Source organism: Bradyrhizobium sp. JR4.3 (genome assembly GCF_040547695.1).
GTDB classification, from domain to species: domain Bacteria; phylum Pseudomonadota; class Alphaproteobacteria; order Rhizobiales; family Xanthobacteraceae; genus Bradyrhizobium; species Bradyrhizobium canariense.
In genome coordinates this window covers 1-14,340 of the sequence record NZ_JBEPQF010000037.1, presented here as the reverse complement: position 1 = coordinate 14,340, position 14,340 = coordinate 1, and the positions used below count along the sequence as shown (strand labels likewise).

The 14,340-nt window shown below is 63.3% G+C and carries 14 protein-coding genes; 7 read left to right on the top strand and 7 right to left on the bottom strand.

Features of this window, described 5'->3' with window-relative positions; all coding sequences use genetic code 11:
- Window positions 1-3: 3 nt before the first annotated feature.
- The 6 genes from ABIB91_RS35110 to ABIB91_RS35085 are packed head-to-tail and all read left to right on the top strand — an operon-like array spanning window position 4 to window position 5,996.
- Complete coding sequence (locus ABIB91_RS35110; RefSeq protein ID WP_027569309.1) at window positions 4-885, top strand: AAA family ATPase; 882 nt, start codon at window positions 4-6, stop codon at window positions 883-885.
- On the top strand, window positions 882-2,003 hold the full coding sequence (locus tag ABIB91_RS35105) for a vWA domain-containing protein (protein ID WP_354171400.1): 1,122 nt from the start codon (window positions 882-884) through the stop codon (window positions 2,001-2,003). The genes ABIB91_RS35110 and ABIB91_RS35105 overlap by 4 nt, the downstream gene beginning before the upstream one ends.
- A complete protein-coding gene (locus ABIB91_RS35100) occupies window positions 2,000-2,884 on the top strand; it encodes an amidohydrolase family protein (RefSeq protein ID WP_354171402.1) in 885 nt (294 codons plus the stop codon). The genes ABIB91_RS35105 and ABIB91_RS35100 overlap by 4 nt, the downstream gene beginning before the upstream one ends.
- A gap of 41 nt (window positions 2,885-2,925) precedes the next feature.
- Window positions 2,926-3,774, top strand: coding sequence for an MBL fold metallo-hydrolase (locus ABIB91_RS35095; RefSeq protein ID WP_354171404.1), 849 nt, complete (start codon window positions 2,926-2,928; stop codon window positions 3,772-3,774).
- A 17-nt stretch (window positions 3,775-3,791) separates the two neighbouring features.
- Window positions 3,792-5,366 (top strand): isochorismatase family protein, encoded by a 1,575-nt coding sequence (locus tag ABIB91_RS35090; protein ID WP_354171406.1) that lies wholly within the window; start codon window positions 3,792-3,794, stop codon window positions 5,364-5,366.
- A 3-nt stretch (window positions 5,367-5,369) separates the two neighbouring features.
- Window positions 5,370-5,996, top strand: a complete 627-nt coding sequence (locus tag ABIB91_RS35085; RefSeq protein ID WP_354171408.1) for an FMN-dependent NADH-azoreductase — start codon at window positions 5,370-5,372, stop codon at window positions 5,994-5,996.
- 24 nt (window positions 5,997-6,020) lie between these two features.
- On the opposite strand, the gene ABIB91_RS35080 is transcribed toward ABIB91_RS35085, so the two are convergent.
- From ABIB91_RS35080 to ABIB91_RS35055, 6 genes are read right to left on the bottom strand one after another with little or no spacing between them, the layout of a single operon-like run.
- Window positions 6,021-7,070, bottom strand: a complete 1,050-nt coding sequence (locus ABIB91_RS35080) for a LacI family DNA-binding transcriptional regulator (RefSeq protein ID WP_354171410.1) — start codon at window positions 7,068-7,070, stop codon at window positions 6,021-6,023.
- Complete coding sequence (locus tag ABIB91_RS35075) at window positions 7,067-7,711, bottom strand: ThuA domain-containing protein (RefSeq protein ID WP_219684414.1); 645 nt, start codon at window positions 7,709-7,711, stop codon at window positions 7,067-7,069. The genes ABIB91_RS35080 and ABIB91_RS35075 overlap by 4 nt, the downstream gene beginning before the upstream one ends.
- Window positions 7,712-7,721: 10 nt before the next feature.
- Window positions 7,722-8,819: a Gfo/Idh/MocA family protein gene (locus ABIB91_RS35070; protein ID WP_354171413.1), complete on the bottom strand. Its 1,098-nt coding sequence runs from the start codon at window positions 8,817-8,819 to the stop codon at window positions 7,722-7,724.
- Window positions 8,820-8,841: 22 nt separating this feature from the next.
- Window positions 8,842-9,690, bottom strand: coding sequence for a carbohydrate ABC transporter permease (locus ABIB91_RS35065; RefSeq protein WP_219684416.1), 849 nt, complete (start codon window positions 9,688-9,690; stop codon window positions 8,842-8,844).
- Complete coding sequence (locus ABIB91_RS35060; RefSeq protein WP_502917062.1) at window positions 9,683-10,624, bottom strand: carbohydrate ABC transporter permease; 942 nt, start codon at window positions 10,622-10,624, stop codon at window positions 9,683-9,685. The genes ABIB91_RS35065 and ABIB91_RS35060 overlap by 8 nt, the downstream gene beginning before the upstream one ends.
- A gap of 2 nt (window positions 10,625-10,626) precedes the next feature.
- On the bottom strand, window positions 10,627-11,886 hold the full coding sequence (locus ABIB91_RS35055) for an extracellular solute-binding protein (RefSeq protein ID WP_007593046.1): 1,260 nt from the start codon (window positions 11,884-11,886) through the stop codon (window positions 10,627-10,629).
- A 164-nt stretch (window positions 11,887-12,050) separates the two neighbouring features.
- Here ABIB91_RS35055 and ABIB91_RS35050 point away from each other — a divergent pair, with 164 nt between their 5' ends.
- The gene (locus tag ABIB91_RS35050; RefSeq protein ID WP_007593048.1) at window positions 12,051-12,809 is read left to right on the top strand and encodes an SDR family NAD(P)-dependent oxidoreductase; all 759 of its coding nucleotides are present in this window, start codon (window positions 12,051-12,053) and stop codon (window positions 12,807-12,809) included.
- A gap of 34 nt (window positions 12,810-12,843) precedes the next feature.
- Here ABIB91_RS35050 and ABIB91_RS35045 read toward each other — a convergent pair whose 3' ends face one another.
- The gene (locus tag ABIB91_RS35045) at window positions 12,844-13,992 is read right to left on the bottom strand and encodes an ABC transporter substrate-binding protein (RefSeq protein WP_007593050.1); all 1,149 of its coding nucleotides are present in this window, start codon (window positions 13,990-13,992) and stop codon (window positions 12,844-12,846) included.
- Window positions 13,993-14,340 lie beyond the last annotated feature (348 nt).

Here is a 14,340-nt window from a genome sequence, read left to right as displayed (position 1 = left end):
GCGATGGCCGTCCGCAGCAACATCGTCGGCATCGACAGCCCCGAGGCACTGGAGAAGGCGCTTCGGGCCGCCTATTACCTCGCCGACGAGGGGCTGGCGACCGCGGCCTATCTCGGGCTGGCGCTGGGCAAACCATTGCTGCTCGAGGGTGCGCCGGGCGTCGGCAAGACCGAAGCCGCCAAAGCCATCGCCGCCGTCCTCGGCCGCCGCCTGATCCGCCTGCAATGCTACGAAGGCATCGACGCATCCGCAGCACTCTACGAATGGAACTATCCGCGCCAGATGCTCGCCATCCGCCAGGCCGGCGATGAGAGCATCGACATCTACGGCGAAACCTTTCTGATCGAGCGACCGATGCTGGCGACACTGCGCGCGCCTGACTCGACTGTGCTGCTGATCGACGAAATCGATCGCGCCGACCAGGAATTCGAAGCCTTCCTGCTCGAGTTTCTGTCCGACTTTCAGATCTCGATCCCGGAGCGCGGCACGGTGCGCGCTTCTGAGCGCCCGGTCGTCGTCCTCACCTCAAACCGCACGCGGGATCTTCATGAAGCGTTGCGGAGGCGGTGCGTCTATCACTGGATCGACTATCCCTCGGCGGAGCGCGAAGCCCGCATCGTGATGATGCGGGCCTCCAGCGTCGCCGAGGGGACCGCGCGGGCCGTCGTCGCCGCCGTCGAGAAGCTGCGACGCGAGCCGCTCAGCAAGGCGCCCGGGATCGCCGAGGCCGTTGACTGGGCTGAGGCCGCCACGCTGCTGCACAAGGGCGGCGCACGGTGGCCCGATGCCTTCAGGCGCTCGATTGGCGTTGCCCTGAAAGACGAGGAGGATCTGCACTTCATTTCGCCGCGCCTCGACGCCCTGCTGGCGGAGGCCTCTGCATGAGCGCCGAACCCGAACTGCCGCGCGCTGCGCGTGTTTTCATCTCGTTCGTCAGCTTGTTGCGAACGAACAGGTTTGCCGTCGCACCGGAACAGACGACCTCGTTCCTCGCCGCGATCCAGTTGCTCGGTCCCCGCAGCCTGGAAGACATTCGGCAGGCGGCCCTTGCAACACTGGCCCCTCCACCGGAGCGTCGCGCAACGTTCGACCGGCTGTTCGATCTGCACTTTCGCGGAAACGAGGCAATCGAGCGCGTCGATGACGGCGAGGACGACGAGACAGTTCGGCTCCAAGAGGAGGTCCGTGGAAACGACGAGCCACTGTTGTCGGACGAAGCCAATGAGTCCGGTCTCGCAGCTGCGCGCGCCGAAGCGCTGGTCGAGCGCCGCTTTGCGCAGCTCTCAACCACCGATGCGCTGCGCCAGATGTCCCGCGAGGCGCCCAGGCGCCTGCCGAAGCGGCGCGGCCATCGCCGCATGCGGGCTCGCAGCGGACCCTACGCGGATTTGCGCCGCACCTTACGCGACTCCGTTCGCAGCGACGGCGAAATCCTCCGGCTGGGACGTTTGAAGCGGCGGCACCGCCCACGCAAGGTGTTGCTTCTGATTGACGTCTCCGGCTCGATGAAGACGCGCACCGAAGAGAATATGAAGTTCGCGCACACGCTGGTGCAGGCGGCACCCAATGTCGAGGTCTTCACCTTCGGCACGCGGCTGACCCGCATCACCCGCCCGTTGCGTCTCAAGCGCCGCGAGCAGGCGCTCAAGGCCGCGGCCTATGCGGTCAGCGACTGGGACGGCGGCACCCGGATCGGCGAGGCGCTTCAGGCCTTTCTCGCCGTGCCCCGCTTTGGCGGATACGCGCGAGGAGCTGCCGTGATCATTATTTCCGACGGCCTGGAGCGGGGCGAACCCGACGCGCTGCGCGATGCGGTCGAGAAACTATCGCGCCGTGCGTGGCGCGTGAGCTGGCTGACGCCGCTCGCGGCCGGTCCCGGCTTTCGGCCGCAGACCGAAGCGCTGGTCGCGATCGAGCGCTTCGTCGACGACCTGGCCGATGGTGGATCGAGCGCGTCGATCGTCGCGCATGTGCTGGCGCTGGGACAGAGGAGAGTTGCGTGACGGACATCGTCGATGGGCACCATCATATCTGGCGCCAGGCTGACCTGCCCTGGCTGGTCGGTCCGATGCAGCCGCGCATCTTCGGTCCATACGAGCCGATCCGGCGCGATTACCCGATCGGGGAATATCTCCGCGACCTCGAAGGCAGCGGCGTCACCCGCTCAGTCTATGTCCAGACCAACTGGGCCAATGACCGCTTCGAGGAAGAGGCCGCCTGGGTGCAGCAGACCGCCGAGGAGCACGGCTGGCCGCATGCCATCGTAGCTTACGCCGACTTTTCAGTGGATGACGTGCGTCCACAGCTCGATCGCCTGAAGCGCTATGCCCTCGTACGCGGCGTTCGCATGCAACTGCATTGGCACGAGAACCCGCTTTATCGCTTCGCCGCGCGGCCGGATCTCTGCACCGATCCCATGATCCAGCGCAACATCGCCCGCCTTGCGGATTATGGCTGGAGCTTTGACCTTCAGGTGTTCACGCCGCAGATTCCGGACGCCGCGCGCCTTGTGGAATCTTGCCCGAAGGTGACCTTTATCCTCCAGCACGCCGGCATGCTGGAGGACCTTTCACCCCCAGGCCGCGCTGCGTGGCGCGCCGGCATGGCCCGCCTCGCCGCATGCCCGAACATCGTGTCGAAACTGTCGGGGCTCGGAACCTTCATCCACCGCAACGACCCCGCGCATATCGCGTCCGTCCTGACCGATACGATTGCGATCTTCGGCGCCGAACGCTGCCTGTTCGGCTCGAATTTTCCGATCGAGAAATTGTGGACCAACTACCGCGAGTTGATTGATGCGTTCCGTGTCGCCGCGGCGCCGCTACGCGATGATCAGCGCGAAGCCGTTTTCAGAACCACTGCCATGCGCGTCTATCGGCTCTGAGCGCCGAGGAAACAACGAGAACGGACACAGGGAGGGACGGAATGCCGCTGGAGATCAAGATTCTGGACTATGGCGATATTGAGCTGGAATCGAGCTTTTTGGTTCTCGGCCGCGATTGCGGCCGCACCCGCCGCGTCCTCACCCTCGGTTTCCTGATCCTCGGCGGCAAGGATCCGGTGGTGGTCGATACGGGTTACCGCTCCAACCAGATCATGGAAACGCTGGGCATGCGCGGCCTGCAGTATCACGAGCACATGATCGAAAACCAGCTTGCACGGCACGGCGTGCGGATGGGCGATGTGCGCTTCGTCTGCCACACCCATCTGCACATCGACCACGCCGGCAAGGACGATCTGTTTCCGATGAACACGACTGTCGTCCTCAACCGTCGGGAGCTTGAATACTCCGTGTCCGGCCTGATGCATCCGCAATATCCGGCGCCGGATATTAAGCATCTGATCGACCGTCTGCACACCAAGAGTGCCCTGCGCTTTCTCGACCTTGAGATCACAGGTCCCATCGAGCTGATGCCGGGCGTCTACTGCGACGCTGCGAATGCGCATACCGAGGGCTCGATGAACATCATCGTCGAAACCGCCGACGGCATCGCCACGATCTGCGGCGACGTCATCTATGATTTCAACGACCAGATCGTGACGCCCTTCAACGAGATCCACGACTGGGAGCCGCGCACCACCGGCAATCACGGCACCACCAAGCGCGCCGAGAAGGCCGCCATCAAGAAGCTGCTCAGCAATTCGCGATATCTGCTGCCGGTCCATGACCGTCCCGCCAAGATCGAAGGTGGCAACGTCGTCGGCCGACTCCACGACCAGGTGCCTGGGCCGGTCGTGCAGTCCCTGCCCCAGCGCAACTGGTTTCCAGCTTAGACGCCAGAGGATGGATGATGACGCACGTCACCTTACGCTCCGAATTCGAGACCCTGATTGACCCCTACGCACCAGTCGCGCAGATCGGCACCGGTTTTGACTTCACGGAGGGACCGATCTGGCATCCGGTCGATCATTATCTGCTGTTCTCGGACATGCCGGCCGACGTGCGTCGGCGCTGGGATGCGCGGCGAGGCGTCGCCGAGGTCAAGCGTCCCTCGAACAAATGCAACGGCATGACCTATGACGCCGAACTCAATTTGATCGTTTGCGAGCACGCGACGTCGTCATTGATCCGCGAGCGGCCGGATGGGCGGCGCGAGGTGCTGGCCTCGCACTTTGGGGGACAGGAGCTCAACAGTCCCAATGACGTCTGCGTGCACTCCTCGGGCGCGATCTATTTCTCGGATCCCTGGTATGGCCGCATGCCGGTCTATGGCGTCGAGCGGCCAAGGCAGCTCGGTTTCCAGGGCGTTTATCGCGTGGTGCCCGGCGCCGAGCCGAAGCTCGTCGTGGACCGCAATCTGTTCGACCAGCCGAACGGGCTGTGCTTCTCGCCCGACGAGAAACTGCTCTATGTCAACGACACCGTGCAGGCACTGATCCGCGTATTCGATGTCAACGGCGACGGCTCGCTGTCGAGTGCGCGTGTGTTCGCGAGCGGCATCCGCTCCGAGCTCGAGCCCGGCTTGCCCGACGGCATGAAGTGCGACCAGCACGGCAACATCTGGGTCACGGCACCCGGCGGCGTGTGGGTCTATTCGCCGCGCAGCGAGCTGCTCGGCAAGCTCCGCCTGCCCGAGCTTGTCGCCAACCTTACCTGGGGCGGGCCGGATTTCCGCAGGCTGTACCTGACTTCGACGCACTCGGTCTATGCCATTCCCACCAAGGTCGGACCGCGCCACGAGCCCTATATGAGCGGCAAGCGAGGCGGCGGCACAGCGGCGGCCGGCTCTGCTTCCGCTGCACCCGTCCTCGCCGACGGCGAGATGCAGCTCGACCCGCGACGCTGCGCCATGATCATCCAGGACCTCCAGAACGACGTCATCATGGACGGTGGCGCCTTTGCCGATTCCGGCGCGCCCGGGCATGCGCGCCAGCAGCATGTCGTCGAGAACGTCCGCCGCGTGGCCGAAACCGCGCGGGCGCGCGGCGTCGCCGTCATCCATGTCTGGTTCGTCGTTGAGCCCGGCGCGCCCGGCGTGACTCTGAATGCGCCACTGTTCGAGGGTCTCGTCGACAGCAAAGCGATGGTGCGCGGAAGCTGGGGCGCGGCACCGGTTTCAGGTCTCGAACCACGGCCCGGCGATTTCGTGGTCGAGAAGGTGCGAATGAGCGCCTGGGAAGGCACGAAGCTCGAAACGATCCTGAGAGCCACCGGTCGCGACATGATCATCAACACCGGCGCCTGGACCAACATGTCGGTCGAGCACACGGCGCGGACCGGTGCCGACAAGGGCTACTTCATGATCGTTCCTGAGGATTGCTGCTCGACCATGAACGCCGATTGGCACGCCGCGTCGATCAACTTCGCCATGCAGAACGTCGCCGTCGTGACCAGGGCCGATGCGGTCATCAAAGCGCTGGGATGAGCGGTGGCGAAGCTCCTGCACCTGTCCTGCTCGCCCCGCGACGACTCCTGGTCAAGCGCCGGCGCCCGCGTTTTCCTCGATGGCTTTCGCCAAGCTCGGCCCGATTGGGACGTGGACGTCATGGATCTCTGGCGCGAGCGCCTGCCGGAGTTTTCAGGCCCTATTGTCGAGGCCAAATATGCACGGATGAAGGCGCAGGCCTTTAACGACGCGCAGCGGGACAGCTTCGCGGAGGCCGAGCGGATGGCGGTGCGCTTGGCGCTTGCCGAGCGGGTGTTGATTTCCACGCCCATGTGGAATTTCGGCATTCCCTATAAGCTCAAGCAATGGTTCGACGTCATCGTCCAGCCCGGGCTCACCTTCCGGTTCGATCCGTCGCTGGGGTATGTCCCGTTGCTGAAGGACCGGCCGACCATCGTCATCATTGCCAGTGGCAGCGATTTCGCCACTGGAATGAACCGCGGGCGCATCGACATGGCAACACCTTACCTGCGCGAAATTTTGCGTTTTGTCGGGATCAACAATGTCCGTTTCACTCCAATCGGACCAACCACCGGACCGCAACAGCCGATCGAGGCGGCCCGCGAACGCGCCCACCAACGTCTGGCCGCAATGGCCGCGAGCTTCTGATGCGCTCCGCAGGCGACTCAAAGGTTACGGCAGATTGTCCCGCAGAAAAATGTCGATGCGGATGCGCTCCTGGTCGGGGCTGATGGGCTCACCCGAACAATGCGCGAGCAGGACTCGCGCCGCAGACCGTGCCTCGTGGCCGGGATCCTGGTTGATGATAGCATCGAGCGCGCCGCGGACCAGGAAACGCCGTGTGTATTGAGTCAGCTCATGGGCAATCCAGACCACCTCGCGCGCGCGTCCCGAGGCCCCGAGCGCATCGGCGATGCCACGGTTGCCGGCGCCGCAGCAGTATATGCCGCGCAGATCGGGCTGGCGCGCGAGCAGTGCCGCAGTGAGCTCCCGCGTGCGCTCGCTGTCGTCGCGGCCCTCGATCACCGGCAGCGCGAGCAGGTTCGGATACTCGCTGGACAGGATCTGGTGGAAGCCGAATTGCCGCTCGGTGTGATCGCGCAGCGACAACGATCCCGCGATCACGGCCACCGTCCCCTCGCGACCAGTGAGGAACCGTCCCATCAGCGTTGCAGCGGTGCGGCCTGCCGCCGGGTTGTCGATGCCGACATAGTGCAGCCGGCGCGAGCTCGGCGCGTCCGACACAAGGGTCACCACAGCGACCCCGCGCGTGGTGAGTTCGTCGATCGCGGCGCGCACCCTGGGATGATCGAGCGCGATGACGGCGACGCCCTGATACACCGGCGAGAGATTTTCCAGTGCGGCAGCGAGTACGTCCGGATCGAACACGTCGACATGCAGGATATCAATGAAGCCGCGCTGGCCGGCGAGCCAGTCCGCGGTGCGCTGGACCTGCTCGGTCAGGTTGGTCATGAAGCTGTTGCTACCCGTCGGCAGCACAAAGGCAAAGCGGAACGTCTGCCCGCGGGCAAGCCGCGCGGCCGCGACGTCGGCTCGATAGCCGAGTTTTGCCACCGCGGCCTCGACCCGCGCGACGGTCTTGGCGCGCACGCCCTCGCGCCGGTTGACGACGCGGTCGACGGTGGCGAGCGAAACACCCGCCGTGCGCGCGACGTCCTCGAGCGTGGCACGAAGCACCGGCTGGGTCGCACCAGCATTCATTCGCGCGCCGCCCACAGCATGCCGCGGATCATCAACGTACGGATCTCCGGTACGTCGAGCTCGTAAGCGCGGTGGCCGAGCGAGGAATAGAACACCCTGCCCGCGCCGTATCGCTTCTTCCAGACCACGGGCATCACCACGCCCTCGATCCAGGGTGCGTGCTCGCCGGTGAAGGTCGTCGTCGCCAACACCTCGTTGGCGGGGTCGACATGCATGTAGTACTGCTCGGAACGATGCTCGAAACTCTTCAGGCCCTTCATGATGGGATCATCCGGCTTCGTCAAGTCGACCTTGTAGTCGATGATGTTGCCGGGATGCGCAACCCACTGCCCGCCGCACAGGAATTGGTAGTCGACAGAATCGCGGAAAGCGTCGCCCATGCCGCCATGATGGCCGGCGAGCCCGACGCCGCTACGGACCGCAGCGCAGAGATTGAGCGCTTCCGCCTTCTCGATCTTCGACATGGTGTAGATCGGGATGATCAGTGACAGGTCGTGAATCGCGGGATCGGCGAACGCGGCGGTGGTGGTTTCGATCCGCACCTCGAAGCCTTCAGCCTTCAGCCAGCCCCGGATCATCGAAGCACAGAGATCGGGATCGTGCCCCGGCCAACCGCCCCATACAATCATTGCCTTGCGCATGGTCATTCCCTCAGTCGATCTGTCCGGTTTCACGCCCGGCCGGCAGCATCGCCGGCCGTTCGACGCAGCTCTCGATCTTGACGCGTCGCCCTTCGTCGGCAGAGGTCTGGAACGCTTCCATCACCTCCAGCACGTGGAACGCGAGCGCACCGCTGGCACGATGCGGCCGGTTGTTCAGGATCGCGGAGGCCATGTCGGCGACACCGATGGAACGGAACTCGCCGTCGACATGACCGTGGGTCAGCGGCACCGGCTCCCACTCGCCGCCGGTCTTCGCGACCTGCACCTCGCCGCCGAAGCGGTTCGGGTCCGGTACCAGCATGCTGCCCTTGTCGCCATAGATCTCGATCGGCGCATGTCGGTGCATGGGCACATCAAAGCTCATCGCGATCGAGACGACCGCCCCGCTCTCGAATTCGAGCGTGCCGGCGACATGGGTCGAAACTTCGACCGGGATCAGCGTTCCGTTCATCGGCTGACTGGTGACCAACCGCTCGGATTTCGGACGCGCCGTCGAGCCCATCACGCTCGCCACCGGGCCGAGCAGTTGCACGAGATCGGTGATGTAGTACGGGCCCATGTCAAGCATAGGCCCGCCGCCGCGCAAATAGTAGAAACCCGGCGCCGGATGCCAGCGCTCATGGCCGGGGCAGCCAAAGAACGCGCTACCGGCCACAGGCCTGCCGATCGCACCATCGTCGATCAACTTGCGCGCCGTCTGGTGCCCCCCGCCGAGGAACGTATCAGGCGCGCAGCCGACACGAAGACCCTTTTGCGCGGCGAGCTCCATCACCTTGCGGGCTTCCGTGACGTTGATGCCGAGCGGCTTCTCGGAGTGAACGTGCTTGCCGGCGTTCAGCACCGCCAGGCTGACGTCGGTGTGGGCGAGTGGCACGGTGAGATTGATGACGATCTCAACGTCGTCCCGCTTGAGCAGTTGATCAACCCGCATCGCCGGCAGCCCGAAGGCGGCGCCTTGCCGCTCTGCGATGTCGCTGCGCATATCGGCGAGCGCCTTGATTTCCATGACCGGGAAGCGCTGGGCCGCCTTCAGATAAGCGGTGCTGATATTGCCGCAGCCGATGATGCCGATACCGACTTTTCTCATTGTGATCTCCGTGAGGTGCCGTTCATCCCTTGACCGCGCCGGCAGTGAGGCCTGCGACGATGTGTTTCTGCGCGAGAAGGAAGATAATGATCGTCGGCAGGATGGTCAGTGTGATGAAGGCCAGGATCAGATGCCACTCGGACGAATACTCGCCCTGATAAACCATGATGCCGAGCGGCCAGGGATAGAGCGCGTCCGTGTTGAGCATCACCAGCGGCAACAGATAGGCGTTCCAGCTGTTGACGAAGGTGATGGTACCGACGGTCGCCAGGATCGGCCGCGACAACGGCAACGTCACATAGCGGAAGAATTTGATATAGCTGCAGCCGTCGACCAGCGCGGCTTCCAGCAGTTCGTACGGGATGTCCTTGAAGAAGCGCCGCAGCAGCAACACGCTCATCGCAAGACCGAAGGCCGCTTGCGGCAGGGCAACGCCAAAATATGTATCGAGCAATCCGAGATCGCGCACCTTGATGAAGAGCGGCAGCACCGCTGTCGCCGCCGGAAACAGCAGGCCCAGCGTCAGGTAGCTCAGCAGCATCGAGCTGCCGAAGAACCTGATATGGGCAAAGGTGAACGCCGCCATCGAGGCGACGATCAGGGTTAGGGCCACCGTGAGGGTCGAGATGATCAGCGAGTTGCGCAAGAGCTGCCAGTAACGCGCCGAGAACAGGATATCAGCATAGTTCTGCCACTCCCAGTGACGTGGCAGGCCGAACGGATTGACGCGCAATTCGCCGAGTGATTTGAAGCCACCGAACAAGGTCGCGAGCAGCGGCACCAGTACGATGATGGCAACGACGGCGAGGAACACCAGCTTGAACAGCATTGCGGGATCGAACGGCGCGCGGATGATCCTGGCGTTACTCATCGCGCATGAACCATCGCTTGTACGTGAAGGCAAAGGTCACACAGATCGCAAACAAAATGACACCGATGGCGCTGCCGTAGCCGACTCGCATGCGCGAGATGCCGTTGTTGTAGAGAAAGCTCACCATCGTGTTCGAGGAGTCCGCTGGCCCCCCGCGCGTCAGCGGCATGACGAGGTCGAACAGCTGCAGCGAGCCGACGATGGCGAAGAACACGGAGAGCCTTATCGTCGGATAGAGCAAGGGAACGACCACATGTCGCAGGGCTTGCGATCGGGTCGCGCCGTCGATGCGTGCCGCCTCGACCAGGCTCTTGTCGAGACTCTGGAGCGCTGCGATGAAAAGCATCATGTGGAAGCCAAAGTACTTCCAGACGATCACGATCAGCACCGCCAGCATCGCCGTATCGGTCGAAGCCAGCAGATGCGGAGGCTCGGCGCCGAAGCTGCGCCAGATCGAAGCCACAAGGCCGTAGTCGCCGTCATAGACGAAGCTGAAGATCAACCCGGTCGCGATCTCCGCCAGGATATAGGGCATGAAGAACAGCATGCGCAGCGCCACCGCCCCTCGAAAGCGCTCGGCGAGCATCAAGGCCAGCGTGAGCGCGAGCGGCAGCTGGATGGCGAGCGAAACAGCGATAATCAGCCCGTTGTTACGCAGCGCGAGCCAGAAGGCGCGGGTCTCCAGCACGAAGCGGTAATTGTCCAAGCCAATCCAGTTGGTGGGCCTGCCGAACCCGTTCCAATTGAAGCCCGAATACCAGGCTGCTTCGCCGATCGGCAGCACAACGAACAACGTGAACAACAGCAGCGCCGGCGGCAGGAACAGGATGAGCACCGTCAGCCTGCCGTCCCAAACCGGGCCACGGACCCTGACTTGCGGTACCATCTCGCCAGCAGCACCGATCGCCGACACGCTCGCGGTCCGCCGCGCCACCGTCAGTTGCCCTGCTTCCACGCCGCCTCGATTGCCTTGGCAGCCTCTTGCGGGCTCATGCTGCCGCCGGCGATCTCGGCCGTGACGTCGTTGACGACGCGGCCGACCGACGGACCCAGGCTCTGGTCATAGAAGTTCTGGTGGTAGTTCGAATTCGCCAGATTGGCGGCGATCAGCTTCATGAAGCTGTTGTTCAGCCCTGCGTCCGCGCCCTGCACCACCGGGATGATGAAGTTGCCGGCGGCAAGCCGCGTCTGCACCTCTTTGGAGACGAAGTATTTCAGGAAATCGACGGCTTCCTTCGGCGAGCCTTTCGTAATCAGCCAACCGGTGATGCCGCCGAGCGTATCGGTGGGCGCACCCTTGCCGCCGGTCACGACCGGGAAGTCGAACCAGCACATCTTGTCCTCGGTCAATCCGACCTTGTCGGCGGCGAGAGCGCGTTGCAGATGATAGACCGTGCTGATCGCGAGCGTCATCGCCGCCTTGCCGTCCCCGAAATAGCCGACCGCCTGCGGGTTCTTGAAACCAAGGAAGCCATTCTGGAACGGCTGGAGATCGACGAGCTGCTTGAACAGCTCGCCGGATTTCTGGAAGGTTTCCCCGGAAAAGCCGCCGTTCTCGCCGCGCAGCGCCGCATCGAACGCCGCCTTGCCGCCGATGCGCACAGCAAGATGGGTCCAGTAGAAGTGCAGTGGCCATTTATCGGCGCCGCCGACCACGATCGGGGTCACGCCGGCGGATTTCAACGCCTTCACGGCAGCAAGCAGATCGTCCCAGCTCTTGATCCCGGCAGGATCGACCTTCCCCTTGGCCATCAGCTCCTTGTTGCAGAGGAAGCCGACCTGCGAGAGCGCCGTGGGCAGACCATAAACGCGGCCGTTGCGGGTGAAGGCGGCGAGCGCCGCCGGCGTGAGACTGTCGCTGTAGCCCTTCACAGAATCGGTGATGTCGTCGAGCACGCCGGCCTCGATCTGCGTCTTCAGGACACCGCCCGCCCAGCTGTAGATGATGTTGGGCCGGTCTTTGGATTGGAGGATGGTCGGCAGCTTGGCCTTGTAGGCCTCGTTCTCGAGGAACTGCATCTCGACCTTGACGCCCGGATGCGACCCCTCAAAGGCGCGCGCAACCTCTTCCCAGATTTTGACCTGGGCCGGGTTGGCCTCGATGTGCAGCCACTTCACCGTCGTATCGGCCGCAGCGAGTTTCGCTCCGAGCAGGCATGCGACAACGGCCAGTCCCAGTTTCCCGAGCAGTCTCATCACATTCCTCCCAACGGCTTTTATTCTTTGGTGCAATCCTGCCTTCGATTTTTGAGGTACGCAACTAAAATTCTGATCTATGCACCTCACGAAGGAGGTCGTTAAGGTGAGCGCGAGAATCGGGCGGCGCGTCGCGCTGCCCCAACGCAAATCGAGGGATATCCATGGCTGCCGTTTATTCCGACCTCGCCGGCAAGGTCGTTCTCGTCACCGGGGGCGCATCCGGAATTGGCGCTGCGATCGTGCGGCGCTTCGCACAGCAGAAATCCAATGTCGTGTTCTTCGACATCAAAGTCGACGAGGGCCAATCCCTGGCACGCGAGCTGTCGGATCAAGGTCTTAGCGCGCGTTTCATGCGTGTCGATTTGACCGATATCGCCGCGTTGCGTGCCGGTGTCGCGGAGGCGCGCAACGTGCACGGCGCGATCAACATCCTCGTCAACAATGCCGCACATGACGAGCGGCACAGCACCGAGGAAATGACACCGGAATATTGGGACAACCGTGTCGCGGTCAACTTGAAGCACCAGTTCTTTGCTGCGCAGGCCGTGTTGCCGGACATGAAGGCGGCGAATGCCGGCGCGATCATCAATTTCGGTTCGGTATCGTGGATCGCCGGACAAGGCGGCATGGCCGCCTACACCGCCAGCAAATCAGGCGTCATCGGTCTCACGCGCTCCCTGGCGCGCGATTATGGCGCCTACAACATCCGCGTGAACGCGATAGCGCCGGGATGGATCATGACCGAGCGCCAGCTCGATAAATGGATGACGCCACAGGGCGAGGTCGAGCTGATGCAACGACAATGCCTGAAGCGCAAGCTTATGCCGGACGAGATCGCGAAGTTCACCATCTTCCTCGCTTCCGACGAGGCTTCCGCCTGTACAGCCCAGCACTACATCGTCGATGGAGGCTGGGTCTGAGGCGGAGCAGGCCAGATCGTGCATTGGCGCGCCGCTACTTTGCCAGGCGGAACTTCCCGCCTTCGACCTTGATCAGGAAGGCCGAGCGCTCATCATAGCCGTTGTGATCGGCCTTGCTCATGTTCGACAGCCCATTGTTGAGATAGATGTTCTGCCCTCGCTCGAGTGCGTCCCGCAGGGCCGCGCGAAATTCGATTGTGCCAGGCTTTGCCATCTTCAGCGCATCCGGCGAAGCTTTTCCGATCAGCGCGACGACATCCCAGAGGTGAGCAGCGAACATGTTGGGCTTTTGCCCGTTTGCCGCTTCATACGCGGTCACGAACTCCTCCGTCGAGCGACGAAACGGATCTCCCGTGGGGAGGTCGGCGGCAATGGTAAAGGCCTCGCCCGCGAATACGGCACCTTCGACGTTCGCGCCACCAAGCTTGATGAATTCCTCACTGGCCACGCCGTGAGTCTGAAATATCTTCCCGGCGTATCCGCGCTCGCGGAGCGCCTGCTGCGGCAAGACCGCCGGAGTTCCCGCGGACGCGATGAAGACGGCATCCGGATTGGTCGACATCACCTTCAGCGCCTGACCGGTGACGCTGGTGTCGGCTCGCGCATAGACTTCGTGTGTGGTTACGGTCAGCCCCAGCGCGGGCGCGAGGCGGCTCACCTCCTTGTAGTAGCCCTCGCCGTAGCCATCCGAAACACCGATATAGCCGAGCGTCTTCACGCCTGAATTCGCGATATGCTTGAGGATGGCGGCCGCCATGAGGTCGTCATTGGGAACGACCTTGAAAGCCCAGGCGCGCTTCTCATCCATCGGTTGAACGATGGCGGTAGCGGCAGCGAGCGACAGCAGCGGCGTCTTCGATTCGAGCGCGACATCCAGCATCGGCATGGTCACCGGCGTCAGAGAGGAGCCGACCAGCACATCGACCTTGTCCTGGATCACCAGCCGGCGTGCGTTCTGGACCCCTTTTGTCGAATCCGACTCGTCGTCCAGGACGATATAGGTCACTTTCTCTCCACCGATCTCTTTCGGAAGAGCTGCAACCGTCTTGAGCTGCGGTTGTCCCAGTGCGGATCCCGGGCCACTTGCCGAAATCACAATTCCAATTTTGATGTCCGCGTGAGCCGCATTTCCATAAAGGACGCATGCCACAAGAAGCGAGGCTCGCGCGAAACCGATCTTCATGTCCTGTTCCTCCCTGTCCGCTTTGACGATTCCGCCGGCTGCGTCGGCGCCCCGGCTCGAGCTTGCAGTGCTCCCCACGACACCGTCGCCGCTCAAGAGGCATGTCGTCCGACATACGCGTTTCCTCCTGCGGTCCCGAGCAACCGGGCGGGCCATGCTAAGCGGATCGCAGCAACGTGTCTGTCCCTAGCGTTAGGGACAAGTCATCGGTGCCCGAACCGGAATATTGGGTTGGCGGACGCACCGCCGCGTTCTCGCGACGCGTTTCGCCCGAGCTTTGCTTGGTCATTCCACCCTCTTGTCCAAGAGGGCGCAGGGAAGGCCGGGTGCCGGCTGGCACCCGCGGTC

Excerpts from the sequence above, each read along its gene's own strand:
- ABIB91_RS35110 (WP_027569309.1), top strand. The coding sequence starts at position 4 with ATGGCCGTCCGCAGCAACATCGTCGGCATCGACAGCCCCGAGGCACTG.
- ABIB91_RS35105 (WP_354171400.1), top strand. The coding sequence starts at position 882 with ATGAGCGCCGAACCCGAACTGCCGCGCGCTGCGCGTGTTTTCATCTCG.
- ABIB91_RS35095 (WP_354171404.1), top strand. The coding sequence starts at position 2,926 with ATGCCGCTGGAGATCAAGATTCTGGACTATGGCGATATTGAGCTGGAA.
- ABIB91_RS35090 (WP_354171406.1), top strand. The coding sequence starts at position 3,792 with ATGACGCACGTCACCTTACGCTCCGAATTCGAGACCCTGATTGACCCC.
- ABIB91_RS35080 (WP_354171410.1), bottom strand. The coding sequence starts at position 7,070 with ATGAATGCTGGTGCGACCCAGCCGGTGCTTCGTGCCACGCTCGAGGAC.
- ABIB91_RS35075 (WP_219684414.1), bottom strand. The coding sequence starts at position 7,711 with ATGCGCAAGGCAATGATTGTATGGGGCGGTTGGCCGGGGCACGATCCC.
- ABIB91_RS35070 (WP_354171413.1), bottom strand. The coding sequence starts at position 8,819 with ATGAGAAAAGTCGGTATCGGCATCATCGGCTGCGGCAATATCAGCACC.
- ABIB91_RS35065 (WP_219684416.1), bottom strand. The coding sequence starts at position 9,690 with ATGAGTAACGCCAGGATCATCCGCGCGCCGTTCGATCCCGCAATGCTG.
- ABIB91_RS35055 (WP_007593046.1), bottom strand. The coding sequence starts at position 11,886 with ATGAGACTGCTCGGGAAACTGGGACTGGCCGTTGTCGCATGCCTGCTC.
- ABIB91_RS35050 (WP_007593048.1), top strand. The coding sequence starts at position 12,051 with ATGGCTGCCGTTTATTCCGACCTCGCCGGCAAGGTCGTTCTCGTCACC.
- ABIB91_RS35045 (WP_007593050.1), bottom strand. The coding sequence starts at position 13,992 with ATGAAGATCGGTTTCGCGCGAGCCTCGCTTCTTGTGGCATGCGTCCTT.